General features: G+C 64.4%; 27 protein-coding genes. 13 read left to right on the forward strand and 14 right to left on the reverse strand.

Annotated elements, in window-relative coordinates; genetic code table 11:
- Nucleotides 1-4: 4 nt before the first annotated feature.
- On the forward strand, nucleotides 5-790 hold the full coding sequence (locus IQ16_RS23855) for a protein phosphatase CheZ (RefSeq protein WP_018648423.1): 786 nt from the start codon (nucleotides 5-7) through the stop codon (nucleotides 788-790).
- 160 nt (nucleotides 791-950) lie between these two features.
- Here the strand turns inward: IQ16_RS23855 and IQ16_RS23865 are convergent, their stop codons facing one another.
- Nucleotides 951-1,472, reverse strand: coding sequence for a hypothetical protein (locus IQ16_RS23865; protein ID WP_026312898.1), 522 nt, complete (start codon nucleotides 1,470-1,472; stop codon nucleotides 951-953).
- 315 nt (nucleotides 1,473-1,787) lie between these two features.
- On the opposite strand from IQ16_RS23865, the gene IQ16_RS23870 reads away from it, so the two are divergent.
- The 3 genes from IQ16_RS23870 (at nucleotide 1,788) to IQ16_RS23880 (ending at nucleotide 5,278) form a co-directional block, all read left to right on the forward strand.
- A complete protein-coding gene (locus IQ16_RS23870) occupies nucleotides 1,788-2,084 on the forward strand; it encodes a co-chaperone GroES (protein WP_018648425.1) in 297 nt (98 codons plus the stop codon).
- A gap of 150 nt (nucleotides 2,085-2,234) precedes the next feature.
- Nucleotides 2,235-3,866: a chaperonin GroEL gene (groL, locus tag IQ16_RS23875; RefSeq protein ID WP_018648426.1), complete on the forward strand. Its 1,632-nt coding sequence runs from the start codon at nucleotides 2,235-2,237 to the stop codon at nucleotides 3,864-3,866.
- A gap of 200 nt (nucleotides 3,867-4,066) precedes the next feature.
- A complete protein-coding gene (locus IQ16_RS23880) occupies nucleotides 4,067-5,278 on the forward strand; it encodes a hypothetical protein (protein ID WP_018648427.1) in 1,212 nt (403 codons plus the stop codon).
- Between the two features lie 148 nt (nucleotides 5,279-5,426).
- Here the strand turns inward: IQ16_RS23880 and IQ16_RS23885 are convergent, their stop codons facing one another.
- Nucleotides 5,427-5,825 (reverse strand): META domain-containing protein, encoded by a 399-nt coding sequence (locus tag IQ16_RS23885; protein WP_018648428.1) that lies wholly within the window; start codon nucleotides 5,823-5,825, stop codon nucleotides 5,427-5,429.
- Between the two features lie 138 nt (nucleotides 5,826-5,963).
- Nucleotides 5,964-7,628, reverse strand: coding sequence for an L-lactate permease (locus tag IQ16_RS23890; RefSeq protein WP_018648429.1), 1,665 nt, complete (start codon nucleotides 7,626-7,628; stop codon nucleotides 5,964-5,966).
- Nucleotides 7,629-7,942: 314 nt separating this feature from the next.
- Between IQ16_RS23890 and IQ16_RS23895 the strand changes: the two genes are divergently transcribed.
- Nucleotides 7,943-9,706 carry an ABC transporter ATP-binding protein/permease gene (locus IQ16_RS23895; protein ID WP_018648431.1) on the forward strand — a complete coding sequence of 588 codons (1,764 nt, stop codon included), beginning with the start codon at nucleotides 7,943-7,945 and terminating at the stop codon, nucleotides 9,704-9,706.
- Between the two features lie 294 nt (nucleotides 9,707-10,000).
- Here the strand turns inward: IQ16_RS23895 and IQ16_RS23900 are convergent, their stop codons facing one another.
- From IQ16_RS23900 to IQ16_RS23915, 4 genes are all read right to left on the reverse strand, one after another.
- The gene (locus tag IQ16_RS23900) at nucleotides 10,001-11,014 is read right to left on the reverse strand and encodes a TorF family putative porin (RefSeq protein WP_026312899.1); all 1,014 of its coding nucleotides are present in this window, start codon (nucleotides 11,012-11,014) and stop codon (nucleotides 10,001-10,003) included.
- 405 nt (nucleotides 11,015-11,419) lie between these two features.
- Nucleotides 11,420-11,797 (reverse strand): hypothetical protein, encoded by a 378-nt coding sequence (locus IQ16_RS23905; protein ID WP_018648433.1) that lies wholly within the window; start codon nucleotides 11,795-11,797, stop codon nucleotides 11,420-11,422.
- A gap of 84 nt (nucleotides 11,798-11,881) precedes the next feature.
- Nucleotides 11,882-13,204 carry a glycolate oxidase subunit GlcF gene (glcF, locus tag IQ16_RS23910; protein ID WP_018648434.1) on the reverse strand — a complete coding sequence of 441 codons (1,323 nt, stop codon included), beginning with the start codon at nucleotides 13,202-13,204 and terminating at the stop codon, nucleotides 11,882-11,884.
- Nucleotides 13,201-14,439 carry an FAD-binding protein gene (locus IQ16_RS23915; protein ID WP_018648435.1) on the reverse strand — a complete coding sequence of 413 codons (1,239 nt, stop codon included), beginning with the start codon at nucleotides 14,437-14,439 and terminating at the stop codon, nucleotides 13,201-13,203. Before IQ16_RS23915 ends, glcF begins: the two co-directional genes overlap by 4 nt.
- Nucleotides 14,440-14,663: 224 nt before the next feature.
- Between IQ16_RS23915 and IQ16_RS23920 the strand changes: the two genes are divergently transcribed.
- A complete protein-coding gene (locus IQ16_RS23920; RefSeq protein WP_026312900.1) occupies nucleotides 14,664-14,999 on the forward strand; it encodes a putative quinol monooxygenase in 336 nt (111 codons plus the stop codon).
- 230 nt (nucleotides 15,000-15,229) lie between these two features.
- Here IQ16_RS23920 and IQ16_RS23925 read toward each other — a convergent pair whose 3' ends face one another.
- Nucleotides 15,230-16,723, reverse strand: a complete 1,494-nt coding sequence (locus tag IQ16_RS23925) for an FAD-linked oxidase C-terminal domain-containing protein (protein ID WP_018648437.1) — start codon at nucleotides 16,721-16,723, stop codon at nucleotides 15,230-15,232.
- Between the two features lie 230 nt (nucleotides 16,724-16,953).
- Between IQ16_RS23925 and cycA the strand changes: the two genes are divergently transcribed.
- A complete protein-coding gene (gene cycA / locus IQ16_RS23930) occupies nucleotides 16,954-17,364 on the forward strand; it encodes a cytochrome c-550 CycA (RefSeq protein WP_018648438.1) in 411 nt (136 codons plus the stop codon).
- A gap of 33 nt (nucleotides 17,365-17,397) precedes the next feature.
- On the opposite strand, the gene IQ16_RS23935 is transcribed toward cycA, so the two are convergent.
- A complete protein-coding gene (locus IQ16_RS23935) occupies nucleotides 17,398-18,354 on the reverse strand; it encodes an alpha/beta fold hydrolase (RefSeq protein WP_018648439.1) in 957 nt (318 codons plus the stop codon).
- Between the two features lie 330 nt (nucleotides 18,355-18,684).
- On the opposite strand from IQ16_RS23935, the gene IQ16_RS23940 reads away from it, so the two are divergent.
- Nucleotides 18,685-18,867 carry a hypothetical protein gene (locus tag IQ16_RS23940; RefSeq protein WP_018648440.1) on the forward strand — a complete coding sequence of 61 codons (183 nt, stop codon included), beginning with the start codon at nucleotides 18,685-18,687 and terminating at the stop codon, nucleotides 18,865-18,867.
- On the opposite strand, the gene IQ16_RS23945 is transcribed toward IQ16_RS23940, so the two are convergent.
- The 3 genes from IQ16_RS23945 to ykgO form a co-directional block, all read right to left on the reverse strand.
- The gene (locus IQ16_RS23945) at nucleotides 18,864-19,130 is read right to left on the reverse strand and encodes a hypothetical protein (protein ID WP_026312901.1); all 267 of its coding nucleotides are present in this window, start codon (nucleotides 19,128-19,130) and stop codon (nucleotides 18,864-18,866) included. The genes IQ16_RS23940 and IQ16_RS23945 overlap by 4 nt on opposite strands.
- Nucleotides 19,131-19,254: 124 nt before the next feature.
- Nucleotides 19,255-19,896, reverse strand: coding sequence for a tetratricopeptide repeat protein (locus IQ16_RS23950; RefSeq protein WP_018648442.1), 642 nt, complete (start codon nucleotides 19,894-19,896; stop codon nucleotides 19,255-19,257).
- A gap of 118 nt (nucleotides 19,897-20,014) precedes the next feature.
- On the reverse strand, nucleotides 20,015-20,140 hold the full coding sequence (gene ykgO / locus IQ16_RS23955) for a type B 50S ribosomal protein L36 (protein WP_006611362.1): 126 nt from the start codon (nucleotides 20,138-20,140) through the stop codon (nucleotides 20,015-20,017).
- A 342-nt stretch (nucleotides 20,141-20,482) separates the two neighbouring features.
- On the opposite strand from ykgO, the gene IQ16_RS23960 reads away from it, so the two are divergent.
- Nucleotides 20,483-21,367, forward strand: coding sequence for a 4-hydroxyphenyl-beta-ketoacyl-CoA hydrolase (locus IQ16_RS23960; RefSeq protein WP_018648443.1), 885 nt, complete (start codon nucleotides 20,483-20,485; stop codon nucleotides 21,365-21,367).
- Between the two features lie 74 nt (nucleotides 21,368-21,441).
- Here IQ16_RS23960 and IQ16_RS23965 read toward each other — a convergent pair whose 3' ends face one another.
- Nucleotides 21,442-22,176 carry an SDR family NAD(P)-dependent oxidoreductase gene (locus IQ16_RS23965; RefSeq protein ID WP_026312902.1) on the reverse strand — a complete coding sequence of 245 codons (735 nt, stop codon included), beginning with the start codon at nucleotides 22,174-22,176 and terminating at the stop codon, nucleotides 21,442-21,444.
- 85 nt (nucleotides 22,177-22,261) lie between these two features.
- On the opposite strand from IQ16_RS23965, the gene IQ16_RS23970 reads away from it, so the two are divergent.
- The 4 genes from IQ16_RS23970 (at nucleotide 22,262) to IQ16_RS23985 (ending at nucleotide 24,898) form a co-directional block, all read left to right on the forward strand.
- Complete coding sequence (locus IQ16_RS23970; RefSeq protein ID WP_026312903.1) at nucleotides 22,262-22,702, forward strand: winged helix-turn-helix transcriptional regulator; 441 nt, start codon at nucleotides 22,262-22,264, stop codon at nucleotides 22,700-22,702.
- A 32-nt stretch (nucleotides 22,703-22,734) separates the two neighbouring features.
- Nucleotides 22,735-23,475 carry a haloacid dehalogenase type II gene (locus IQ16_RS23975; RefSeq protein ID WP_018648446.1) on the forward strand — a complete coding sequence of 247 codons (741 nt, stop codon included), beginning with the start codon at nucleotides 22,735-22,737 and terminating at the stop codon, nucleotides 23,473-23,475.
- 7 nt (nucleotides 23,476-23,482) lie between these two features.
- Nucleotides 23,483-23,968 (forward strand): YbaK/EbsC family protein, encoded by a 486-nt coding sequence (locus tag IQ16_RS23980; RefSeq protein ID WP_018648447.1) that lies wholly within the window; start codon nucleotides 23,483-23,485, stop codon nucleotides 23,966-23,968.
- Nucleotides 23,969-24,064: 96 nt separating this feature from the next.
- The gene (locus IQ16_RS23985) at nucleotides 24,065-24,898 is read left to right on the forward strand and encodes an adenylate/guanylate cyclase domain-containing protein (RefSeq protein WP_026312904.1); all 834 of its coding nucleotides are present in this window, start codon (nucleotides 24,065-24,067) and stop codon (nucleotides 24,896-24,898) included.
- A gap of 340 nt (nucleotides 24,899-25,238) precedes the next feature.
- Here the strand turns inward: IQ16_RS23985 and IQ16_RS23990 are convergent, their stop codons facing one another.
- Nucleotides 25,239-25,589: a hypothetical protein gene (locus IQ16_RS23990; RefSeq protein WP_018648449.1), complete on the reverse strand. Its 351-nt coding sequence runs from the start codon at nucleotides 25,587-25,589 to the stop codon at nucleotides 25,239-25,241.
- Nucleotides 25,590-25,623 lie beyond the last annotated feature (34 nt).

Here is a 25,623-nt window from a genome sequence, read left to right on the forward strand (position 1 = left end):
CCTGATGGCTGTTCACCGCAAGCGTTTTCGTGTCGAGGATATCGCCGGTGGCGAGATGCCCATTCTAGATGTAACTGAAGAGGCAGGGCCGATGCACAGCGAGATCATGGCCGAGCTGCGCGCGATCCGCGCCCAGATGGCGAAGGGCATCACGGCTGCCCCGCTGACCGGCAGCGCCGCGATGGCGGCGATCGACGCGTCGACGGCGCATGAGCTGTCCGAAGCGCGCACCATGCTCGATACCTACCGGGCGCAGATCGAGCAGTGCGAGAAGCTGAAGGTCGAGCTCGACCTCATCCACGACGCCATCGACCGCACCAAGCGCGAGATCGCGACCCTGCATGGCAAGAGCTTCGACGGCGGCGAGATGGCCAAGGTCAATGGCGAGCTCGGCGCGGTGGTCGGCGGCACCGAGCAGGCGACCCAGCAGATCCTCGAAGCGGCCGAGTCGATCGACCAGGCCGCCAGCGCGATGTCCAAGGTGGACTCGGCCGATCAGCAGAAGCGGCTCGCCGACGACATCCAGGAACGCGTCATCTCGATTTTCGAAGCCTGCAACTTCCAGGACCTGACCGGCCAGCGCATCAGCAAGGTCATGACCACGATGAAGTTCATCGAGCAGCACATCAATGCGATGATGGAGATCTGGGGCGGCGTCGACGCGATCAAGGCCCATGTGCCGGCGCCGGTCGACCAGCGCAGCGAGGACGAGAAGCTCCTCAACGGCCCCAAGCTCGCCGGCGACGTCGGCCACGCCTCCCAGGACGACATCGACGCGCTGTTCGACTGAGCGGACGCGACATAGGGAAAAGCAAAACGCCGGCCCTGGGGCCGGCGTTTTTGTTTGCCGTCATTGCGAGCGAAGCGAAGCAATCCAGACCGTCAGCCTGGAAAGACTCTGGATTGCTTCGCTACGCTCGCAATGACGAGTGGTTAGGCCGGAACCCCGATCACGCCCTCGGCGCGCAGCGGACGTAGACCATGTTGCCGTAGCGGGTGGCGGCGTCCTTGTCGATGAAGCGGGTGATCAGGACGCGGCCGTCGAAGGAGACGATCTCACGGTCCTGATCGCCGGGGGTGGGACCGGCCGGGCCGATATAGTTCTTGCCGCTGGGCGAGCCCTTCAGGCGCAGCTCCTGCGGCGTCGCCTGGTCGGCCAGATGCATGATCACGCCGCCGGAGGAGCCGGCGGTGATCACGTAAGGATTCTTGCACTGGGACCGAGCCGCGGCCTCGGTGCGGGCGCGGTCGGCCGGGTTCTGGAACGAGGCGAGGCCCCAGCGGCCGACGATCTCGTCGGCGCGGATGGTCGCCGGCATTTCCGGACCGGTGCCAGGCTCCGCCTCGGGCGGCGGCGACGACGAAGAGAACGACGGCAGGCTCATGCCGCCGCCGCAGGCGCCGAGCAGCAGCGCCAGGCAAGAGGCAGCCGCCAGGTTGGCGACCGTGCGCGCGTGAGCTGAACTGATCATGGCATTCCCCCGAACAAGACCATGGCCGCACCCCTCCCGCAGCCAAGCGCAAAACCGCCGCCGGAGCAATGACGTCGTTTGACACGCCGGCGCCCCGAACAAATTTCCAATGCCACCATCCTATATCCGCCTCACCAATCGCTTAACCACCTTTGCTTGACAGGATCGCGGCCAAGCCATATTCCCGGGCGCACTATTAGCACTCGGAAAGCCCGATTGCTAAGCGCGCCGTTCGATCCTCGGGACGAGGGGGAACGGAAGCGCCGCCCCACCCACTTCCACTACTTCCGAAGCGAGCCTCCAAAGGGAAACGTCATGGCTAAATCCAAATTTCGTCCGCTGCATGACCGTGTCGTGGTCAAACGTATCGACGCCGAGGAAAAGTCCAAGGGCGGCATTATCATTCCGGACACCGCCAAGGAAAAGCCGTCCCAGGGCGAGGTTGTCGGCATCGGCCCCGGCGGCCGCGACGAGACCGGCAAGCTGATCCCGATCGACCTCAAGGTCGGCGACCGCGTGCTGTTCGGCAAGTGGTCGGGCACCGAGGTCAAGATCGACAACGAAGAGCTCCTGATCATGAAGGAGTCGGACATCATGGGCGTTCTGGCCTAAGGCCATCCGCCTGAACAGCCGCTGAATGCGCGACTGTCATGCCCGGGCAAAAGCGCGAAGCGCGTCTTCGCGCTAGATGACCCGGGCATCCATCATTCCGCCGCACAGCACGAAACAAGACACAACACGAAACACAAGGGATTGCAGACCATGGCTGCCAAAGACGTCAAGTTTTCCGGAGAGGCGCGCGACCGCATGCTGCGCGGCGTCGACATTCTCGCCAACGCCGTCAAGGTGACGCTCGGCCCGAAGGGCCGCAACGTCGTCATCGAGAAGAGCTTCGGCGCGCCCCGCATCACCAAGGACGGCGTCACCGTCGCCAAGGAGATCGAGCTCGAGGACAAGTTCGAGAACATGGGCGCCCAGATGGTGCGTGAGGTCGCCTCCAAGACCAACGACCTCGCCGGCGACGGCACCACCACCGCGACCGTGCTGGCCCAGGCCATCGTGCGCGAAGGCGCCAAGGCGGTTGCCGCCGGCATGAACCCGATGGACCTCAAGCGCGGCATCGACACCGCGGTGGCCGCGGTCATCAAGGACATCGAGAAGCGCGCCAAGCCCGTCGCCGCCTCCTCCGAGGTCGCCCAGGTCGGCACCATCTCGGCCAACGGCGATGCCGCCATCGGCAAGATGATCGCCCAGGCGATGCAGAAGGTCGGCAACGAGGGCGTCATCACCGTCGAGGAGAACAAGTCGCTCGACACCGAGGTCGACATCGTCGAGGGCATGAAGTTCGATCGCGGCTATCTCAGCCCCTACTTCGTCACCAACGCCGAGAAGATGACCGCCGAGCTCGAGGACGCCTACATCCTCCTGCACGAGAAGAAGCTGTCGGGCCTGCAGGCCATGCTGCCGGTGCTCGAAGCCGTGGTGCAGTCGGGCAAGCCGCTCGTCATCATCGCCGAGGACGTCGAGGGCGAGGCGCTGGCCACCCTGGTCGTCAACCGCCTGCGCGGCGGCCTCAAGGTTGCCGCCGTGAAGGCGCCGGGCTTCGGTGACCGCCGCAAGGCCATGCTCGAGGACATCGCGATCCTCACCGGCGGCCAGCTGATCTCCGAGGAGCTCGGCATCAAGCTCGAGAACGTCACGGTGAAGATGCTCGGCCGCGCCAAGAAGGTGGTGATCGACAAGGAGAACACCACGATCGTGAACGGCGCCGGCAAGAAGCCCGACATCGAGGCCCGCGTCGGCCAGATCAAGGCGCAGATCGAGGAGACCACCTCGGACTACGACCGCGAGAAGCTGCAGGAGCGCCTTGCCAAGCTCGCCGGCGGCGTCGCGGTGATCCGCGTCGGCGGCGCCACCGAGATCGAGGTCAAGGAGAAGAAGGACCGCGTCGAGGACGCGCTCAACGCCACCCGCGCCGCGGTGCAGGAAGGCATCGTCCCCGGCGGCGGCGTCGCGCTGCTGCGTGCCAAGAAGGCGGTGGGCCGTCTGTCCAACGCCAATGACGACGTCCAGGCCGGCATCAACATCGTGCTGAAGGCGCTGGAAGCCCCGATCCGCCAGATCTCCGAGAACGCCGGCGTGGAAGGCTCGATCGTGGTCGGCAAGATCCTGGAGAACAAGTCCGAGACCTTCGGCTTCGACGCCCAGAACGAGGACTATGTCGACATGGTCGAGAAGGGCATCATCGACCCCGCCAAGGTGGTGCGCACCGCGCTGCAGGACGCCTCCTCCGTGGCCGGCCTGCTGGTGACCACCGAAGCCATGGTCGCCGAGCTGCCGAAGAAGGAAGCTCCGCCCGCCATGCCCGCCGGCGGCGGCATGGGCGGCTTCTGAGCCCGTCCTCATCTTACAGCACCAACGAAGGCCGCCTCCGGGCGGCCTTCTTTTTTGCCGACCCTGCCCCGCCGCTTTCCGATTCAACCGGCGGCCAAAACCCACTACGGTGGCGCCGATTCTGATTGTTTGGGCATGATCCGCTCGGAAAACCGCGTCACACTTTTCCGGATCATGCCCGTTGCCCGAGGATTTCGTCGATGCGCGCGCTCTTGGTCTGTTCGACTGCCCTATTGGCGGCTCTGCTCGCCGTCTCGCCCGAAGTCGCCTCCGCCCAGATGAAATTGTCGCCCAAGGCCGCGGCGCCGGGCGGAACCGAGACGCGCTATTTCACCTCGATCGACGGGCTGATGGACGGCAACGCCGACGTGATCCTGAAGGAGACGCGCCAGGGCAAGACGGTCACCGCAGCGGTGCTCGACGTCTGTTACCCCGTCGCGAAGAATTCCGAGCGCAAGGACCGCTTCGTCGTCAATCTCCAGGTCGCCGGCCAGAACCTGACCGGCACGACGCAGAGCATCAGTGAGAAGTCGCCCGTCAGCGTCAAGCTGCTGCGCAAGCAGAGCGGCGACACCTTCGAATTCCGCGGCCAGATCAGCATTGGCCAGGCCGTGACCGAGGTCACCTCGCCCGACAATTCCGATCTCAGCGAGAAGGAGTTTCAGGACAACCAGACCTCCGATGACGGCATCACGTCGCAGCCGAAGGATTTCACCGACGTCTCGCCGGAGGCGATCGCGGTGAAGGTCAAGCTGGATGCGGCGACCGAGTTCCTGAAGAGCCTGAAGGGCCAGGCGGTCGAGGTGACGCTGGCGAGCCTCAATGTCGGCTGCGACGCGCTGCGCGCCGGCGAGCAGACCATCAACATGTCGGTCGACCCGGAGCGCGCAGCCGCGCTGCTGGCAAAATTCAAGACGATGCCGGGCGTCACCGCGGCAGGCTGGACCGCGGGGATGACCGAGATGGACCGCACCATCCGTTTTCCCGCCGCCGACTGGCGCGACGGCGACAAGATCAACCGCGACAAGCTCGCAACCACAGTTGCAGGCGTGCTGGGCAGGACGCTCGCGGCAAAGCCGGTGTCGCAAAGCTTCAACCCTGCGACCGGCAAGCTCAAGCTGGTGTTCAAGCGGCCGAACCAGGATCACCCGGCGCTCGAGCTCACCGACACGATCGAGGTCGCAGGGCTCGTCTCGCCCGACAAGCCCGGCACCACCGACAAGCTGATGCTCTGGATCGGCAGCCCCGCGACCACGACCAGCGACGAGAGCAGCGGCGCCAAGCTCAACCTCTCGGACGACGCCTCGGCCGACGAGGAAGGCGATCTGCCCGATGACAACGGCTCGCTCGAGGCGCTCGTCAAGGAGCTGAAGGGCCAGCGCTGGGACGCGGACAAGTCGGTGTGGAAGTAGGCTCTCGTGCCCCGGACGCAGCGCAGCACGTCAGTGATGCGCCGCTGAGCCGGGGCCCAGAGGCGGCAAGCGAAGTCACGGATAGAGTCTGGGTCCCGGCTCTGCGCAGCAGCGTTGCACGCTGCAGCGCGTCCGGGACACGAGAGACCTAATTCCCGTTCACGCGAAAGCGCAGCGGCCTGGGGCCGATCAGGGTCAGCACCTCGCCCTGGCGCTTCCAGGTCTCGACGCTGCCGAGCGCTGCGACCAGCTCATCGTCGGCCTGGGCCTTGGCCTGCGGGCAGGAGCGGTCCTGGATCTGGCCGGGGACGAAGATCACGGTGTTGCCGGCGACCGAGAACTGGCCCTTGCCGCCCTTGCACCAGAGCTCGAGCACGACCTCGCCATTGTCGCCGATCTCGATGTTCGGAATCCGCTTCGAGCCCGCCTGCGGCAGCGCCTCCAGCGTCATCTCGGTGCCGAACGGAAAACCGTCCTCGGCACGCGCGAGCGTGGACATCGCCAGCATTGCAACCACAGCACACACCATCTGCTTCAGCGAAACCATGAAACCTCTCGACTGACCTGATTTGCGGCACCTTCTATAAGACGGCAGCGCCATTGAGAAGGTTCGCCTGCGCACGATGCAAAAATCCCCGCGAGGGCGAACCTCGCGGGGATTTGCGTCGAGGCGAGACGCCGACTGCTACTTCAGGACCATTGCCGTGAACGGCCAGACATAGGCCTGCAACGTCACGAGCACACCGACGAGACAGGCCAGCACGATCGAGTGCCAGAACACGAAGCGCAGGATGGTGCCCTCGTGGCCGTACCAGTTGGTGGCGGTCGAGGCGACCACGATCGACTGCGCATCGATCATCTTGCCCATCACGCCGCCGGAGGAGTTCGCCGCCGCCATCAGCACCGGCGACAGACCTAGCTGCTGGGACGTGATCTTCTGGAGGTTGCCGAACAGAATGTTCGACGACGTATCCGATCCGGTCAGCGCCACACCGAGCCAGCCGAGCAGCGTGCCGAAGAAGGGATAGAGCACGCCGGTTGCGGCGAAGGCGAGACCGAGCGTGGCGTCGACGCCGGACAGCCGCGTCAGCGTGCCGATCGCGAGCATCGCCGAGATCGTGATCAGCGAGATCGCGCACAGGCGGATGGTGCGGCCGTACTCGGTCAGCAGCCGTCCGGGACCGACGCCCATCAGGAAGCCCGAGATGATCGCCGCGATCAGCATGCCGGTGCCGGTGAACGACAGATAGGTGAAGCCGAACACCGCGGCTTCCTTGGTCGGCGCCGGCGCCACCGGCGGCATCTTGTTGATCATCTGGTGCAGCTCGGGCACCGGATAGTTCCAGACGAAGATCGAGTTCGCCCAGGCCTTGAAGGCACCGTTGCCCCAGATCAGCATCACGATGCAGACGATGATCCACGGCAGCAGCGCGCTCCACATCTCGCTCTGCGTCAGCGGCGTCTTATCCAGCGGTTTTGCCGCCGCCATAGTCGCGGCCGATTCATCATTGCCGCGCAGCGCCGGCGACAGCCAGAGCTGCCTCGGCTGCCAGACCTTCAGGAACAGGATCAGCGCGCCCATCGAGATCAGCGACGCACCGATGTCGACGATCCACGGATTGATGAAGTTCGAGATCACGAATTGCGGGATCGCGAACGACACGCCCGTGACGAGGATCGCCGGCCAGACGTCCTTCATGCCCTTCCAGCCCGCGAACGCCCACACCACCCAGAACGGCACGATCAGCGAGAAGAACGGCAATTGCCGGCCGACCATCGCGCCGAGAACGTAGGGATCGAGCCCGGTGACCGAGGCGAGGCCCTGGATCGGCGTGCCCAGCGCGCCATAGGCGACCGGCGCGGTGTTGGCGATCAGGGACAGGCCTGATGCCGCGAGCGGCGAGAAGCCGAGGCCGATCAGCACGGCGCCGGTGATCGCGACCGGCGTGCCGAAGCCCGAGGCGCCCTCGAAGAACGCGCCGAACGAGAACGCGATCAGCAGCAGTTGCAGCCGCCGGTCCTCGGTGACGCCGCCGACCGCACGCTTGAGCAATTCGAAGCGCCCGGTCGAGACCGTCACCTGATAGAGGAAGATGACGTTGAGGACGATCCAGCCGATCGGGAAGAAGCCGGTCACGATGCCCAGCACCGAAGCGCGGATCGACATGTTCGCCGGCATGGTGAAGACGAAGATCGTGATCAGGTTGGTCACGATCACGGCGATGACGGCCGCGATATGCGCCTGGACGCGGCCGCTCGCGATCAGGACCAGCAGCGTGACGACGGGCACCGCCGCCGCAATCGTCGACAGCACCGGGCTGTTCAGCGGATCATAGATTTGATTCCACATGGTCTTCCTCCCCACGCTTGTTTGCGGCAGACGGCCCGCGTGGAGAGCCGAGCCTGCCTTTTCGCTGGAAGCGATAACCCCCGAGCCGGACGCGAATTCCTCGCGGATGCGGCGGTTCCCCTCCGCTCACAAGCTCGCGAAATCCCAGAGCGCCCCGCCCCGCGCCGTCGGGCCCATGCTAGGGTTGCAGGCTGCGACAATCCAACGCAAATTGCAGATCTTGCGACTTTAGTCTAAGCGCGCCCGTTTTCGCCATTGCCTCAAGTCTTTGGCTCAGGGCATTTGTGCACATCCCCTCGAGGAGACAGAGCTCTGTGAACAACATCCGCGCCACGCTCGCGATCGTCTGGCGAATCGCCATGCCCTATTTCCGATCCGAGGACAAATGGGCCGGCCGCGGCCTGCTCGGCGCCGTCATTGCCATGGAGCTGGCGCTGGTGGCGATCGACGTCCTGGTGAACCAGTGGCAGAACAGGTTCTACAGCGCTCTGCAGGCGAGCGACTGGGACGCCTTCGTCACGCAGATCTGGATCTTCGTTGCCCTCGCCTCCACCTATATCGCGCTTGCGGTCTACAAGCTGTACCTGAACCAGTGGCTGCAGATCCGCTGGCGGCAATGGCTGACCCGGCACTATCTCGGCGAATGGCTCGAGAACGCCACGCATTACCGCATGCAGCTCAAGGGCGATGCGGCCGACAACCCCGACCAGCGCATCACCGAGGACGTCAAGAACTTCGTCGAGCAGACCTTGACGATTGGGCTCGGCCTGCTCTCCTCGATCGTGACGCTGTTCTCCTTCGTGATCATCCTCTGGGGCCTCTCCAACGCCGCACCGCTGCACCTGTTCGGCACCGATCTCATGATCCCGGGCTATCTGTGCTGGGGCGCGCTGATCTACGCGATCTTCGGCACCGCGCTGACGCACTGGATCGGCAGCCCGCTGGTCAACCTCAATTTCGAGCAGCAGCGCTATGAGGCCGACTTCCGCTTCAACCTCGTCCGTGTCCGCGAGAACTCCGAGCAGATCGCGCTGCTGAGGGGCGAAGGCGCCGAACGCAGCCGGCTGCTGGATCGCTTCGGCTTCGTGATCGGCAACTGGTACGCCATCATGAGCCGGACCAAGCGGCTCACCGCGTTCACGGCGAGCTATCAGCAGGCCGCCGTGCTCTTTCCCTATGTGCTGGTGGCACCCGCCTTCTTCGCCAAGAAGATCCAGCTCGGCGACATGATGCAGACCGCATCCGCCTTCTCCAGCGTACAAGGCGCGTTGTCGTTCTTCGTCACGGCTTACCGGTCGCTGGCGGAATGGCGCGCGATCGTCGCACGCCTCGACGGCTTCGAGATGTCGGTCGCCTCCTCCACAAACCTGCCGGCGCATGAGCCTGCGATCGCCCTCAAGGCCGCGGGCGGCCGCCGCATCATCGCCCTCGAGCAGCTGTGCGTGAACCTGCCCAACGGTACGCCGCTGGTTGCCGCCGATGCCTTTGCCATCCAGCCTTCGGAACGCGTGCTGGTGACCGGACCGTCCGGCTCCGGCAAGTCGACGCTGTTCCGGGCCATCGCGGGCATCTGGCCGTTCGGCACCGGTGCCATCCTCGTGCCCGAAAAGGCCAGGCTGATGATGCTGCCGCAGCGTCCCTATTTCCCCGTCGGCAAGCTGCGCGACGCCGTGGTCTATCCGGCAAAGCCCGACACGTTCGAGCCCGCTCGTGTGAAGGACACGCTGATTGCGGTCGGGCTGCCCAACCTCGCCGGACGCCTCGACGAGGACGGCCACTGGAACCGGATGCTGTCGCTCGGCGAGCAGCAGCGCCTCGGGCTCGCCCGCGCCCTGCTGCATGCACCCGACTATCTCTTCCTGGACGAGGCCACGGCGTCGCTGGACGAGCCGTCCGAGGCGCGGCTGTACCGGTTGCTGGCGGAGAAGCTGCCGCAGGCCACCATCGTCTCGATCGGCCACCGTTCGACGCTCGATGTCTTCCACACCCGCAAGGTGGCGATGGTGCAGGACGGCGAGATCCACGTCCTCGGCAGCGCCGGCGCGCCGGCCGAGAAGGAGCCGACTGCGGCGCGCTGAGGCGACAGCGGCCGTTCGTCATTGCGAGCGTAGCGAAGCAATCCAGAATCTCTCCGCGGAGACAGCCTGGATTGCTTCGCGGAGCCTGTCATCGGGCCGCGCTTCGCGCGGGCCCGGTGGCTCGCAATGACGGGGTGTGAGGCGTCGGCGCTGCTTCAGCCGCTCGCAGTTCAGACCGCAGACACGCCTTTGTAGTCTGGCTCTGGGTCTCGGCCTTGTGGCCGACCCGCCTCCCCCAAAGCAAAAGGGCGGCAGGTTGCCCTGCCGCCCTCGTGAGTAGTCCCGGGAAGAAACTTACTTCAGGTTGGTCATCGCCGTCAGGTCGAACGACAGCTTGGCGATGCCGGCCGCGCCGCACCAGTTGGAGCCGACGCCCGTCGGATTGATCGGGGTCACGAAGGTGCCGCTCGACGCCGTGATGTTGCCGCGGGCCGAGAAATCGCTGGTGAAGGCGTTACAATCGCCCTTCGACAGGTCGGTGTCGGAGTAGCGCAGATCCAGCGTCATGACCTTGTAGGTGAAGCCGATGCCGATGTTCCAGGTGTTGTAGTCGGCATATTTGATGCCGTTCGGGAAGGCCGGCACGCCGTAGAAGCTGTCGGAGGTGCCGAGCCACTGACGGCCGAACTCACCCGACACATACATGCCGACGCCGCTCGAGCCGAACACCGTGCTGGGCGCGATATACTTGCCGACGATCGAGGTGTAGTTGCCCCAGGCGCCCGAGTTCAGATAGCTCGGGGTGTAATATTCGTTCACGCCGAACGACCAGTTGTCGTTCACGGTGTAGGTGAACTTGCCGTAGACTTCGAAGAAGCTCAGGTCCTTCTTGATCACGTTGGTGTTGAGCAAGGCCTTCTCGGCGCAGTCGGCGCCCTGGAAGACGCCGGCGTTGTCGATGCCGGTGCCGCCGAAGTAGCAGGTGCCGCCCGGATACAAATAGCCCCACACGCCGATGTCGAAGGCGAACGCACCGAAGGTCGGGCGGATACCGCCGTAGACGTCGATCTCGGCTGCAGCGCGGTTCGGGAAGGAAATGCTCTCACCGGCGACGCCGACATAGAGCTGGAGGTCCTTGGTGACGTTGTAGCGAGGCTCGAAATAGGCCGCGACCGACGGCTTGTGGTTCGATTGGGTGATACCGCGGAAGATGTAGTCGCTCATGATCGCGCCGCCGAAGGCGATATCCCACGGATCGAAAGCCACCACCGGCGGGGCCTTCTTGGCCTTCACCGCCATGTCTGCCGCGAAAGCCGAACCCGTCGTCACCATTGCCAGCGCCGTTGCCAACAAAGCCACTTTTTTCATTTCGATCCCCATCTACCCGTTCTTACTCACCGGTCGGCCCCCGGAAGCCCCCCGGGTCGTGCGACCTGTCTGCAAAATTGCGTTACTGCGACAATCTGGAGCGAGGGATGCGAACGGTGAAGCAAAAAGCGCGGGCATCTGCCGACTTTTTAGGCGTTTTAGCGTTTCCACGAAAGGTTGTCCGTCTGTGTGACTTCTCGACCACATCATTTGCACTCCAGAGTGCATAAGGGGGCCGTGCAAGTACGGATGCCTTTGGCTCCGTGGTGCCGACGCAACGAATCAACCTTCCCCAAAGAATCGGCAGCACCCGCCTTTCACAGGGCGATGCAAAAAGGCCGCAGCGTCGCCGCTGCGGCCTTTCCGGTGTCGATCAGGGCCGGGGGATTGAACCCGGCTTTCGGCCTAGCCCTGTCCCTCGGCCGGCGTCGGTTCCGCAGAAGACGAAGGCATCGCCCAGCTCGTCTCGGCGACGGGCTCGGGCGCCGGAGCTGCCGCCGGCGCTGACGGCTTCGGCGCGGGAGCTGCCTTCGCCTTCTTCGGTGCCGCTTTCTTTGCAGTCTTCTTGGCGGCCTTCGGTGCAGCCGTCTTGGCCGCCGCCTTCTTTGCTGTCTTCTTGGCAGCCTTCTTCGGGGCGGCCTTCTTTGCAGATTTCCTGGCAGATTTCTTCGCGGACTTCTTGGCTGCCTTCTTCTTCGTCGCCTTCTTCGCGGACTTCTTCGCCGCTACAGCCTTCTTGGCCTTTTTGGCCTTCTTGCTTTTCTTCTTCTTCGCTTTCGCCATCGTGGTCCTCCTGTTGCCGCCGAACAATGGTCGATCGGGCGTCTTCAGTCGTCACCTCGGGAGGAAAGTTCAGGCTCTGAAAGCTCAAACTTGCGCGTTCAGTGCCGGCCGCGACCCGCCCGTAGCCCAATCGAGAAGCTCAATCGTGTGTACGACCGGAACTGACGTGCCACTGGCAATCTGCACCATGCAGCCGATATTGCCCGCGGCAATCATGTCCGGCTTGACGCTTGCGATGTTGGCGACCTTGCGATCGCGCAACCGACCCGCAAGCTCGGGCTGGAGAATGTTGTAGGTCCCCGCCGAGCCGCAACACAAATGGCTCTCGGGTACATCTTTCACCACGAATCCATTCTTGGAAAGCAATTCTTTCGGAAGCCCCGTGATTTTCTGTCCGTGCTGCAACGAACATGCGGAGTGATAGGCGACGACGATGTTGTCTTGCCGTGCAGTCGATTCCAATCCGAGGCCGGCGACGTATTCTGTGATGTCCTTGGCGAGAGCGGACACCTTCGCCGCATCGGCGGCAAGCGCAGCGTCCTCGCGCAGCAGATAGCCATAGTCCTTGATGACCGTGCCGCAGCCGGAGGTCGTCACCAGGATGGCATCGAGCCCCTCGCCGGCCGCCTCCGCGGTCCATGCCGCGACGTTGGCACGCGCCCGAGCCAATGCATCGTGGTCGTTGCCGAGGTGATGGGTCAGCGCGCCGCAGCACTGCTCGTCCCTGACCAGGACGACCTCGATGCCGTGGCGGGTGAGCAGGCTGATGGCGGCCTGGTTGATGCGCGGCGCCAGCACCTGCTGGGCGCAGCCCTGGAGCAGCGCGACCCGGCCGCGCTTCTTGCCGAGAGCTGCGAACACGCTGCCAGGGAGCGGCCCCGGTGACGGCAGCCGGTGTGGGGCCAGCGCCAGCATCGCCTTGATACGCTGGATCAGGCCGGGCGTGGCCGACGGCCGCGGCGTCGGCAGGAACACGGCGAGCGGACGGGCCAGCCGCGCCAGCACCATGCTGAAGCGAAAACGCTGCGGGTCCGGCAGGACGAAGGCCAGCACCTGGCGCAGCAGCCGCTCGGCCAGCGGCCGCTGATAGCGCTGCTCGATCCTGACCCGGGCCTGGTCGACGAGGTGCATGTAGTTCACACCCGAGGGGCAGGTCGTCATGCAGGCGAGGCACGACAGGCAGCGGTCGACATGCTTGACCACCTCGGCCGTCGGGGTCTGGTCCTTCTCCAGCATCTCCTTGATCAGATAGATGCGGCCACGCGGGCTATCGAGCTCGTCGCCGAGCAGCACGTAGGTCGGACAGGTTGCAGTGCAGAAGCCGCAATGGACGCAGGCGCGCAGGATCTTGTCGGCTTCCGCGATATCGGGGTCGGCGAGCTGAGCGAGTGAGAATTCGGTCTTCATGCCGCAGCGCCCCGGCTCAGGCGTCCCCGGTTGAGGATGGTCTTCGGATCGAAACTGGCGCGCACCCGCTCGCTCAGGGCGGCGATGCCGGGCGCTTGCGGATGGAACACGTCGACGTCGCGCCTGACAGCCTCTGCCGCCCGGATCAGCGTGGCGTGACCACCAGCCGCATTCGCGCACGCACGCACGACCGGAGCATGCGCGTCGCCCTTCGGCGGCAATGCGGCCCAGATCAAGCCGCCGCCCCAATCATAGATCACGTCGCCGCCGGTTTCGCGCGCCAATTGCGTCCCGAGCGCGGCACCCGATGCCGGCGGGCAGACGATGCGCCAGACCGGCCAGGCTCCCAGCGCGCCACTTGCCGCAAACGGCAGTACGTCGCGCAGCGTCGCCCACAGTGCGGACGATGCGGCATCCTCCACCAGGGTCGCGGTTCCGAACGGCGCCAGCAATTCGCGCAGCGAGCCGGCGCGGTGGGCGGCGGAGGCGGTGATGCCCTCGAGCCGCAGTACGGTCAGCGCCTCGCCCTGGCCTGCAACGTCGCCAACCCCGTCGGTCTTGGCCCGGAGCGCCGATTTCGGCAGGTGCGCGGCACCGGAGACGTCAAAGGGTGAGCCCAGCGCCGCGGTCATCGCCTTGTTGGCGACGGCATCATCGAGCCCGCGCAACAGCAGCGTCCGCTCGGCCTCCGGCTTCGGCATCACCTTCAGCGTGACCTCGGTCATCACCGACAGCGTGCCCCAGGACCCCGCGAGCAGCTTGCAGAGGTCGTAGCCGGTGACGTTCTTCACCACCTTGCCGCCGGTCTTGAAGCTGTCGCCGAAACCGGAGACGGCATGGGCGCCGAGCAGGTGATCGCGCGCCCCGCCCGCCCGGATCCGCCGCGGCCCGGCGAGCCCGGCCGCGATCATGCCGCCGATGGTGCCCAGCGCCGGCGTGCCGAGCAGCGGTGCGGTGTTCATCGGCTCGAAGGCGAATTGCTGGTTCTTGGCATCGATCAGCGACAGCACGTCGGCAAGCGGCGCGCCGGCCTGGAGCGTCACGATCAGCTCGTTGGGCTCGTAGGAGGTGACGGCATTGAGTGCTGAGATGTCGAGCACGGCGTTGGTCGCCATGGCATGGCCGATGCTGCGCTTGGAGCCATGGCCGATGATCTCGAGCGGCTGCTCATTGGCAATCGCCGCGCGCACCACCTCTTCGACGTCTTTGGCGTCTCTGACCCTGAGCGTATCCACGGGAAAAGGCGGTAGCGAAATTCGCCGCCAAAATCAAATGCGGCGTGACGTCAGCGGCCCTCGCCGGCGCGATTGGATGCGGCGCAACGCCCACATCGACGCTTCGATCATCATCGATGCATTCACGACATCGACACTTCGATCATCGGCGAACCAAAGCCGGCGGGCCGTCGCTACAAATCTGCGCCGATCGCAGTCGCGACCAACCGATGGAGGCACTCGTCATGAACCACTATGCCACGCAGAAATCTCTCAGCGACGCCGTCGACGGCGGCGGCCTGCTCGTCGTCGCGCAATGGGAGGCCAAGCCGGGCGAGGCCGACAAGGTCGCAGGGATCCTCGACCGCTTCCTGCCGGAGGCGCAACGCGAGGACGGCGTCAAGCTGTTCCTGATCTCGCGGGCTAAGGACAATCCGGCCCAGTTCCTGTTCTACGAGCTGTTCCGCGACGAAGCCGCTTTCAAGGCGCACCAGGAGAGCGCGCATTTCAAGACCTGGATCGCCGGCCAAGCACTGCCATTGCTGGCAAAGCGCGAGCGGGCGCAATACGGGCTGCTGTGAGGGCTCTTCTTCCTTCTCCCCTTGTGGGAGAAGGTGGCATAGGCGGCCTTCGGCCGCCGTTCTTAAGAACGCCGAAGCGCAGCTTCGGCTCTGGCGCCGGATGAGGGGTCTCTCTCAGCGAATAAATTCTGCGAGTTTCATGTGCGGAGAGATACCCCTCACCCGTCTCGCCGCTGCGCGGCGAGCCACCCTCTCCCGCAAGGAGAGAGGGGGCACCATCACCGCGGCCGTCAGAACCGCGGCAAATCCGGGAACGCCAGCTTGCCGGCATGGACATGCATGCGGCCGAGCTCGGCGCAGCGGTGCAGGGTGGGAAACACTTTTCCGGGATTGAGCAGGCCCTGGGCATCGAAGGCGCATTTCAGGCGCTGCTGCTGGTTGAGATCGATCTCGGTGAACATGTCGCCCATGAGATCGCGCTTCTCGATGCCGACGCCGTGCTCGCCGGTGAGCACGCCGCCGAACTCGACGCAAGCGCGCAGGATGTCGGCGCCGAACGCTTCGGCGCGCTCGATCTCGCCGGGCTTGTTGGCATCGTAGAGGATCAGCGGGTGCAGATTGCCGTCGCCGGCGTGGAACACGTTGGCGCAGCCGAGCTGGTATTTTTCCGAGAGCTCGCGGATGCGCGCCAGCGCCTTCGGCAGCGCGCCGCGCGGGATCGTGCCGTCCATGCAGAGATAGTCGGGCGAGATGCGGCCGACGGCCGGGAACGCGGCCTTGCGGCCGGCCCAGAACAGGTTGCGCTCGGCTTCCGAATTGGAGATCTGCAGCGTCACCGAGCCGCAGCCTCTTGCGATGCTCTCGACCCGCGTGATCAGCTCGTCGACCTCGATCTTGGGCCCGTCGAGCTCGATGATCAGCAGCGCCTCGACATCGAGCGGATAGCCGGCATGAACGAAGGCTTCCGCGGCGTGGATCGCCGGCTTGTCCATCATCTCCATCCCGCCGGGAATGATGCCGGCGCCGATGATGCGCGCCACGCATTCGCCGGCCGCCTCGACCTGCGCGAATCCAACCATCAGCGCGCGCGCCGTCTCCGGCTTTTGCAGGATGCGCACCGTGATCTCGGTGATGACGCCGAGCAGTCCCTCCGAGCCGGTGATGACGCCCATCAAATCATAGCCGGCGTTCTCGCACCCCTTGCCGCCGATGCGCAGGATCTCGCCGCTCATCAGGACAATCTCGCAACCGAGCACGTTGTTGGTGGTCATGCCGTATTTCAGGCAATGCACGCCGCCGGAATTCTCCGCGACATTGCCGCCGATCGAGCAGGCGATCTGGGAGGACGGATCGGGCGCGTAATAGAAGCCGGCATGCGCGACCGCCTGGCTGATCGCGAGGTTGGTGACGCCGGGCTCGGTGACGACGACGCGGTTGTCGAAATCGATCTCGCGGATGCGCTTGAACTTGCCGAGTCCCAGCAGCACGCCGTCTTCCAGCGGCAGCGCGCCGCCGGACAGCGACGTGCCCGAGCCGCGCGGCACCACCTTGATGCCATGCGCGGCACAATATTTCAGGACGAGCGAGACCTGCTCGGTCGTATCGGGCAGCACCACGACCATCGGCGGCTGCCGATAGGCAGTCAGCCCGTCGGATTCATAGGCCCGCATCTCGGCGGCGCTGTCGATCACGCCTTCGCCAGGCACGATCGCGCGCAAGGCGGCGACGATCTCGCTGCGACGCGCCAGCACTTTCTGGTCGCTCGCGGGCATCATGATGGCCATATTACGAAGCCTTCGTCCGACGGAGGAAATTGTCCCGGCAAATCAATCATGTCTTGCCGTCTTTGGGTAGGGTCCTCCGAAGGTCGCATTGCTTTGTTGCAGCGCAAGTTCTCTCTGGGGCAAGTCGGCTATCAGGAAACCTGTCAAAGTTTCGCGGCTTGTCCACCTGCATCGGACCTGCCAAAACCACGACCCTCCATCTGACCCGGGAAGAGACGAAGAGCACCCTTATGACAAAACTGACTTTCGGCGCGCTGGTTGCCCTCGCCATGACCGCCGCAGCGTCCACCGCCATATCGTCCAACGCGATGGCGCAGGACGCAGCCGCAGGCAAGACGTCGTTCAACAAGTGCCTGGCGTGCCACGCGATCGGCGAAGGCGCCAAGAACAAGGTCGGCCCCGAGCTGAACGGCCTCAACGGCCGCAAGTCGGGAACTGCGCCGGACTACAGCTATTCGGATGCGAACAAGAATTCCGGCATCACCTGGGACGAGGCGACCTTCAAGGAATACATCAAGGACCCCAAGGCCAAGATCCCCGGCACCAAGATGGCGTTCGCCGGCATCAAGAACGAGACCGAGATCAACAATCTCTGGACCTTCATCTCGCAGTACGACAAGGACGGGAAGATCAAGCAGTAAGCGCGCGAACGGCGGCCGCCGCTCGAAAACGCTTTAGTCGGCGGCCGCCTGCGCCGGGACGATGCTTCCGATCATCGTCTCGATCTCCGTCTTCACCAGATCCGGCACGGCGTTCTGCACCATGTGGCCGAGCTCGGGCAGCACGATCAGCTTCGCATTCGGCACCAATGCTGCAAACGGCCGCGCGTGGATGCTGGTTTTCACCGTCTTGTCGGGCTCGCCCGCGATGATCGTGACCGGCGCCTTGATCTCGCCGTAGCGCGCGACCTGCGCGGCCACCGACTCTTTCAGCGTCACCAGATCATAGGCATTGGCGATGAACTCGCGCGGGCGCAGCAAAAGCGGCGTCGCGGAGTCCTGCACGAAACCATCCGGCATAACTTGCGGCAAGAACACGTTGCGCGCGCCGGACTCGGCGACGAAATAGCCGAGCGGCAGCGTGATGGTGTAGGCGAGCAGCGGGCCGACGACGGGCGTTGCGATGAGCTCGTTGTAGCGGCCGACGCCGCCGCGCCAGGGATGGGTGACGGGGGCCAGCATCACGAGGCCAGCGACGCGGGCCGGATGATCGAGCGCGATCCGCGCGCCGAGCGCGCCGCTCCAGGAATGCACGACGAAGATCGCGCGCTCGATCCCGAGCTTTTGAAGCGCCTCGTCGATCATCCGCGCCTGGACCTCCGGCGTCGAATCCTGCCGCCGCGCGCGCGTGCTCCAGCCGTGGCCGGGACGGTCGATCAGGATCACGCGATGGTTCTGGGCGAGGCGGTCACCGAGCGGACGCCGCATCGCTTCGAGGTTGGAGCTCGCGCCGTGCAGCATCACGATCGGCAAGGCAGCCTCGCGCGGGCCGATGTCGACGACGTGAAGCACGGCGCCATCGACCTCGATCATGCGGCCCTGCGGCGGAAAGGCGCGCTGCACGGCGAGGACACCCGCCTGCGTAACCAGCACCAGCAGAACCAGCGCCGTCACGACTGACATCACGATCATGGAGAGAATCCGGGCGATCCAGGGCACTTCACAATTACGAGCGTGGCACGTGGCAGTTTCGCCCCGGGCCCTTCGGCACTTCCACAGAAATTAAGGGGGCTGTGGATATGTCCACAATTGCCAAACAGAAAAAGCAAGTGGAATCAATGATGTTGCCCTGCGACACGCAAGCTTCGGACCAGCTTCATGCGACCGTCATCGCGGCTTCCATATAATCGCCACGGTCGGTTCCGCCATTTAGGCGCGGGTGGGCGCCGATCCTCCTTGCAGCCTTCAGGGATGCGGGAAAGGCCGGCAGGATTTGTCCTGGTTTGAACCGGAGGATTTTCGATGAGCTTCAGATCGAATGACACTGCAATCGATGAAATCGTCGCAAGCTGCAACGGCGACCTGCGCGGTGCCGTGCGGGCACTGCTGCTGATCAACGAGCATCTCGAGGCGGAGCTTGCCAAGGCCTACGCCGCGGCCGCAGATCGCGGCCTCGCCGAGCGCGGCGGCAGCGTCCTGCATTAGTCCTGGTTGGTACTGTCCTCGGCCTTTTCGTCGTCGGCGGCGGGTGCGGGACAGGCGCGAATCGTAGAGCGGGCAAGCTTGGCATCGGCCCTGGACTTGTAGGGACCGTCGCCGAACCAGATATCGCCGATGATGACCGGATTGCTGGTCACGATGTCGCATTTGCCGGTGGCGCGGTTGCCGACCACCCAGAACAGTCCGTCGGCAAAACTCATCGTTCCCGACGCGAGCAGCAAGCTACCCGCAAAGATCAAGCGCTTCATGGCTGTGCTCCTGCGCTGCAGGTAAGCCTGTGGCGGCGGCTGCAATAGCCCTCAAAACGCCGCGCTTGCGATCGTGGTTAATCGGCAGGCGCCGCATTCCCTCAAGAACTGATCGAGTTCGAGGCTAGATGTCGCGGCCTTCGACCTTCTCGGTCAGCGCCTTGACCTGGTCGGGGATCTTCTCGAGGTGCGGATTGACGGCCAGCGCCTTGCGATAGGCCTCGAGCGCACGCTTCTCGTCGCCGACCTCCTGCATGATCATCCCGAGGCCTGCGAGCGCGCCGAAATGGCGGGGCTCGCGGATAAGCACCTCACGGATGTCGGCGAGCGAGCGGCCGTAATCGTTCTGCATGTAATAGAGCGTGGCGCGGCGGTTCCACGCCTCGATGTAGTCGGGCCTGAGCTTGATCACCGAATCCAGCAGCTTGATCGCGATCTCGATCTTCTGCGCGTCGACCGCGGTCTTGGCCCGGGACATCAGAAGCGCCGCGGTGTCGCTCGGGGTCTGCAGCCAGATCGCCCAGATCCGCGCCTCGACATGCTTGGCGCTGGCCTCGTCGGGCGCCGCCTTCAGCGCGCCGAACAGGAAATCGAGATTCTTGCTGCGGTCGACCTTCGGCAGCTTGGACGGCGCCTCCGGCAGCTTCTTCTGCTTGCCGGGCGGGCTCGGCGGCTCAATCTGCTGCGCCAGCGCCGGAGCGAGGCCAGTGGCGCCCAGGACGAGAGCCAGGCACAGCGTGCGCACGAAAGGGAATCTCACTGCCATGGTGAAAGTCTAAACGCGCAAAGCCGCCCTTGCAAAGCAAAGGCGGCGTCAAACTCGTGTGAGACCGTGGTCTTGCGGGGCGCGCGAAGGCGACCGCGAGGGCAATCAGCCGCTCAGCTCAGCCCTGGCGAGCCTTGAAGCGGCGCTGCACCTTGTTGATCACATAGACCCGGCCCTTGCGGCGGACCAGGCGGTTGGCGCGATGGCGACCGCGCAGCGATTTCAGCGAGTTACGGACCTTCATGGCAGAATCCTGAACGTTCGAAAGGCCGTGTTCGGCACTACCGTTTCGGCACGCGCGAATGTGGCAAAATGAGATCTTTCCCGCTGGCGGACCGACCGCCCGGGACGGGGCGGTTCTTAAGGCATGGCGGGAGGTCATGTCAATGTTAACTGCCCGGTTCCGAACCGGCAATTTCGCGAAAACAACCCCATGCACAGTAGAAGCGGCCGGATCGGCCCGATTTAACTCACCAGAGGCCAGGCACAGCAACGACTTTTGCGGGCTGCGGTTTTGCTTCCAGCAACGCCTTGCCAAATTCGTTATATCATATAATCAATTTGACAACCCGTCGGGAGGAAACCAATGCCGAAGCTGAAGCTGCCCAATATCGACGATGTCGTCGCCATCGATATCCACACCCATGCCGAGGAGCCCTGCGGCTGCCATCCCGATGACGGCTACGACGACTTCCAGGCGCAGATGGCGGAGTACTTCAAGTCGCCGAACAAGCATCCGCCGACGGTGCCGGAGACCGCGGCCTATTATCGCTCCAAGAACATCGCCGCGGTGATCTTCCCTGTTGATGCCGAGCGCGAGACCGGCTTCCGCCGCTACAACAATTACGAGATGATCGAGGCCGCCTCCGATCATCTCGACGTCCTCATCCCGTTCGTCTCGATCGATCCGCACAAGGGCAAGCTCGGCGCGCGCGAGGCGCGCAAGCTGATCGAGGAATACGGCGTGCGCGGCTTCAAATTCCATCCGACCATGCAGGGCTTCTACGCCAACGACCGCATGGCCTATCCGCTCTACGAAGAGATCAACAATGGCGGCGCGATCGCGCTGTTCCACACCGGCCAGACCGGCGTCGGCTCGGGCATGCCCGGCGGCATGGGCATGCGGCTGAAATATTCCAACCCGATGTACATGGACGACGTCGCGGCCGATTTCCCCGACCTCAAGATCATCCTCGCCCATCCCTCCTTCCCCTGGCAGGAAGAGGCGCTGTCGGTCGCGACCCACAAGCCGAACGTCTACATCGACCTCTCGGGCTGGTCGCCAAAGTACTTCCCGCCGATCCTGGTGCGCTACATCAACTCGATCCTGCAGGACAAGATGCTGTTCGGCTCGGACTGGCCGGTGATCACGCCGGACCGCTGGCTGTCGGACTTCGCCAAGATCGACATCCGCGACGAGATCCGGCCGAAGGTGTTGAAAGCGAACGCGCGCAAGTTGCTGGGGATCTAGTCGGGGTCCCATGACCGCTGCGCACAGAGGGCTTCGATCCCGTTGATCGAAGCCCTCACGTTCCGGCGAAGACGTCAGACTTGCGCCAGGCCTCCATCGACGAAGACCTCGCCCCCAGTCATGAAGCTGCTGTCCGCGGACGCCAGGAACGCGGCCACCGCACCCGTCTCGGAGGGGTCGCCCACACGCCCGATGGGCGTGGCGCTTCCCAGCGCATCGAACGCTTCCTCGCCGACGACCTCCAGCGCCAGCTCCGTCTTGGTCGGCCCGGGCGACAGCACATTGACGCGAATGCCGGTGCCGCGCAGGTCCTGCGCCCAGCTGCGGGCCAGATTGCGGATCGCAGCCTTGGTCGCGCTGTAAATGCTGAACTGCGGCGTCCCCATCACCCCCGTGCTCGAACCGGTGAGAATGATCGACGCCCCCTTCGTCATCATCGGCAGGGCCTTTTGCACGGTGAACACGAGCCCCTTCACATTGACGTCGAAAGTCTGATCGTAGTGCTCGACCGTGATCTCGCCGAGCGGCGCAAACGATCCGGTCCCGGCGTTGGCAAACAGAATATCGAGCCCGCCCCGCTCGGCTTTCACCGCCGCGTACAGTCTGTCGAGGTCGGACAGATCGGTCACCGAGCCCCTGACGGCGCGCGCCGAGGGCCCCAGCTGCGCAACGGCGGCATCGAGCGGCTCCTGCCGCCGCCCGAAGAGGTAGACGAACGCGCCTTCGTCGACGAACCGTTTCGCCGCTCCAAGTCCGATGCCGGTTCCGCCGCCCGTCACCACCGCCGTCTTGCCTTGTAGTCTGCTCATGATGTGCTCCTTCATTGAGGTTGCACTGAGCTGGCGGCCTACCCACCTATCGACAAGTATGCACCTTTTGGTAAGTGCCCAAAAAATGTCAGACCCGACCTCTCCTCCGGCGCCGCCTTCACCCGCTGTCCAGAACTGCACGCCGAATTTGCCCGGCTTCACGTGCGGCTTAGATGCGACCTTGCGGGTCGTCGCCGGCAAGTGGAAGCCGCTGATCCTGTACTTCCTCGCGCAGGGCGGGCCGACCCGCTACGGCGAGCTCCGGCGATCCGTGCGCGATGTCAGCGACAAAGTGCTGATCCAGCAGCTTAGGGAGCTCGAGGCCGATGGTCTCGTGAAGCGGACCGACTACAAGGAGGTGCCGCCGCGCGTGGACTACAGCCTCACCACGCTGGGCCTCAGCCTGGCCCAGGCGCTGGTGCCGCTCTGCGCGTGGGGCACCGAGCACATGGCGGAGGTCAGCCGGGTCTTCGCCGAGCGGGACACCTGGAATACGAAACACGGTAAGCCGACTGCGTCGGCATAGTCCGTGCGCTTGCGACACAAGGGAGCGGATCAATGAGCATCAAAGCCGTCGTCTTCGACGCCTACGGAACGCTCTACGACATCCAGTCTGTTGCTGACGTCACCGAGGATGCGTTTCCGGGCTATGGCGAGATCATCACGCAGGTCTGGCGCATCAAGCAGCTCGAATACACCTGGCTGCGCTCGCTGATGCAGCGCTACCAGGATTTTGACGCGGTCACGCGCGAGGCGCTCGCCTATACGCTGCGCGTGCTCGGGCTCGCCTATGACAGCGAGGCATTCGAGCGCGTGATCGAAAAGTATCTGCATCTCGATCTCTATCCGGATGCAACGAGCGCGCTTGCAGCCTTGAGGCCGCGACAACTCGCCATCCTCTCCAACGGCAGTCCGGACATGCTGAACGCGCTGGTGCGCAACTCCGGGCTCGACCGGCTGCTCGATGCCACCATCAGCGTCGATGCGAAGAAGATCTTCAAGCCGAGCCCGGCGGCCTATCAGCTGATCGGCGAGGTGCTCGGCACCGCGCCGGACGAGGTGCTGTTCGTGTCGTCCAATCCGTGGGACGTCGCGGGCGCAAAATCCTTCGGTCTGAACGTGGCCTGGATCGAGCGGGTGACGCCCGAGGCGATGGCGCTGGCTTGCGTCGAGAACGAACTCGTGGCACCGCTGACCATGTTCAAGGCGCTCCGGACCCAGATGGACGAACTCGGCTTTGCGCCGGATCATCGCGTCCGTTCGCTCTCGGAGCTGCCCACCATCGTCGCCCGCCCGTGAGAATTGAATGAGCCTTCAATCCGTTCGCGCCTTCTTCGCCGAGAATGCCCCCGACATCTCCGTCATCGAATCCCCAATCAGCTCCGCCACCGTGACGCTGGCGGCCGAGGCCTATGGCGTCGAGCCGGGACGGATCGCCAAGACGCTGTCCTTGCGGATCGGCGAGCGCGTGATCCTGATCGTCGCCGCGGGCACCTCGCGCATGGACAACAAGAAAGTGAAGGCGCAGTTCGGCGGCAAGCCGAAGATGCTGGGACTGGAGGAGGTCGCCGAGATCACCGGCCACGAGGTCGGCGGCGTCTGTCCGTTCGGACTGAGGGCGCCGCTGCCGGTCTATTGCGACGTGTCGCTGAAGGCGTTCGACGTGGTGGTGCCGGCTGCGGGCTCGACCCACAGCGCGGTTCGCATCACGCCAGAGCGGATGGTGGAACTGACCGCGGCTGAATGGGTCGATGTCTGCGAGCACAGGCCGTCGGGCGGCTACGGCGCGTAGTCATCGACCGCGGCGCGCAGATCGAGCGCATTTGACGCCCGCTATAGCCTCGACTGCCTGATGCATTTGCCGGTCAGGGAGGCTACCATAGGGGCCATGACCGACGACAAGGTGAAACGACGACTGACCACCGTCCTCTGCGCTGACGTGCACGGCTATTCTCGCCTCATGGAAGCAGACGAGACGGGAACGCTGGAGACGCTCCGCCGCTACCGCACTGCCATTGCGGGATTGGTGGAACGTCATGACGGCCGCATCGTGAATACCTGGGGCGATGCCGTCATCGCCGAGTTCGCCAGCGTCGTCGAGGCCGTGCAATGTGCGGTCGAGATTCAGCAGGAAATTTCCAACCAGGATTCGGATCCACCTCACACACCCCCGATGCGGTTTCGCATCGGCATCAACCTCGGAGACGTGATGGTGGACGGTTCCGACATCTATGGCGATGGGGTCAATATCGCGTCACGACTGCAAGAACTCGCCGACCCCGGCGGCGTCGTGATCTCGAGCTCCGTCTACGATCAGGTGCACAACAAATTATCCGTTGGCTTCGACTGTCTCGGTCAGCGACCAATGAAGAACGTTGCGCCCATGACCAGCTATCGGGTGACCATGAGCGGCCGGACCGATCAGGGACGGAGCTTCGCGGTCGACGAAAGCCCCACTCGCCGCGAGGAAGCCGGTCCCCTGCGGATTGGCGACAGGCACGAGCCATCCTCGTGGATGCATGTCGTCTCGGATGGGCTGGCAAGGCTGCCCCGCCCGGTTGCAGCGGCCCTCACAGTGTCGGCCTTTCTGCTTCTGATCAATGTTTTCACCGGCATGCACAAGATCTGGTTCCATTGGCCAGTCGCAGCACTGCTCTTCGGAGTTGTCTTGCGGACAGCGCTCCGACATCGACCTCAGTCGGACAGCAAGGGGGAGCGCTGAACGAAGCGGTGCCCCTCGGTGTTATTTCACGGCGACGACGATCAATGCGAACCACGCGCCTCGCTCGCGAGGCCTGGCCTGTTCGCAACACTCGGAATCAACAGGATTGGTTTCAGGCCGCCGCGCGGTTTCACTCGACCAACGGCGCCATCGCGGCGTCGTCAGAAGCACAGCCAACGTCGCACGATACCGTAACTTCGACACCGTTCAGAATGGCGCGCTAAAGCGCGTTGAGATTGGGACGAATCATCATCGCGCTTTAGGTTGTTGTTTGAGCATGATCTTTCGGAAAACAGCTGCCACTTTGCGCTAACGCGGCCCTCCGGGTCCGGATCATGCGCTAGTCGTCATCGTCATAAGTCCGCGGGAATGTCGGCGCAGCGGCGGGCGGCGGTGGCGCAGAATTATAGCGCGGTGGCGGCACGGCGCGACCGCGCGGCACCGGCTGCACCTGATTGTTGGACTGGAAAACCGCACGGCAGGCGCTCGACAACTGCGGTGTGTTCTGCTGCAAGCAAGCCACGATGCGGTTCCTGTCCGGAATCTGGTCGCTGCACAGGCGCCACACATCTGGTGTGCAGGCCATCTGCTGTTCCATGGTTCCGCGATATTCCTGGGCGAATGCTGCGCTCTGGGCGAAGATGCCGCCGATCGTGAGCGCCACACCCAGCGCAATCCGCTCTGCTCGCATGTCCAGATCCTTCTCGATTCCTTCGAATTCTCAT

This window comes from Bradyrhizobium huanghuaihaiense, from assembly GCF_007830635.1.
In the GTDB taxonomy this organism is placed as follows: Bacteria; Pseudomonadota; Alphaproteobacteria; order Rhizobiales; family Xanthobacteraceae; genus Bradyrhizobium; species Bradyrhizobium huanghuaihaiense.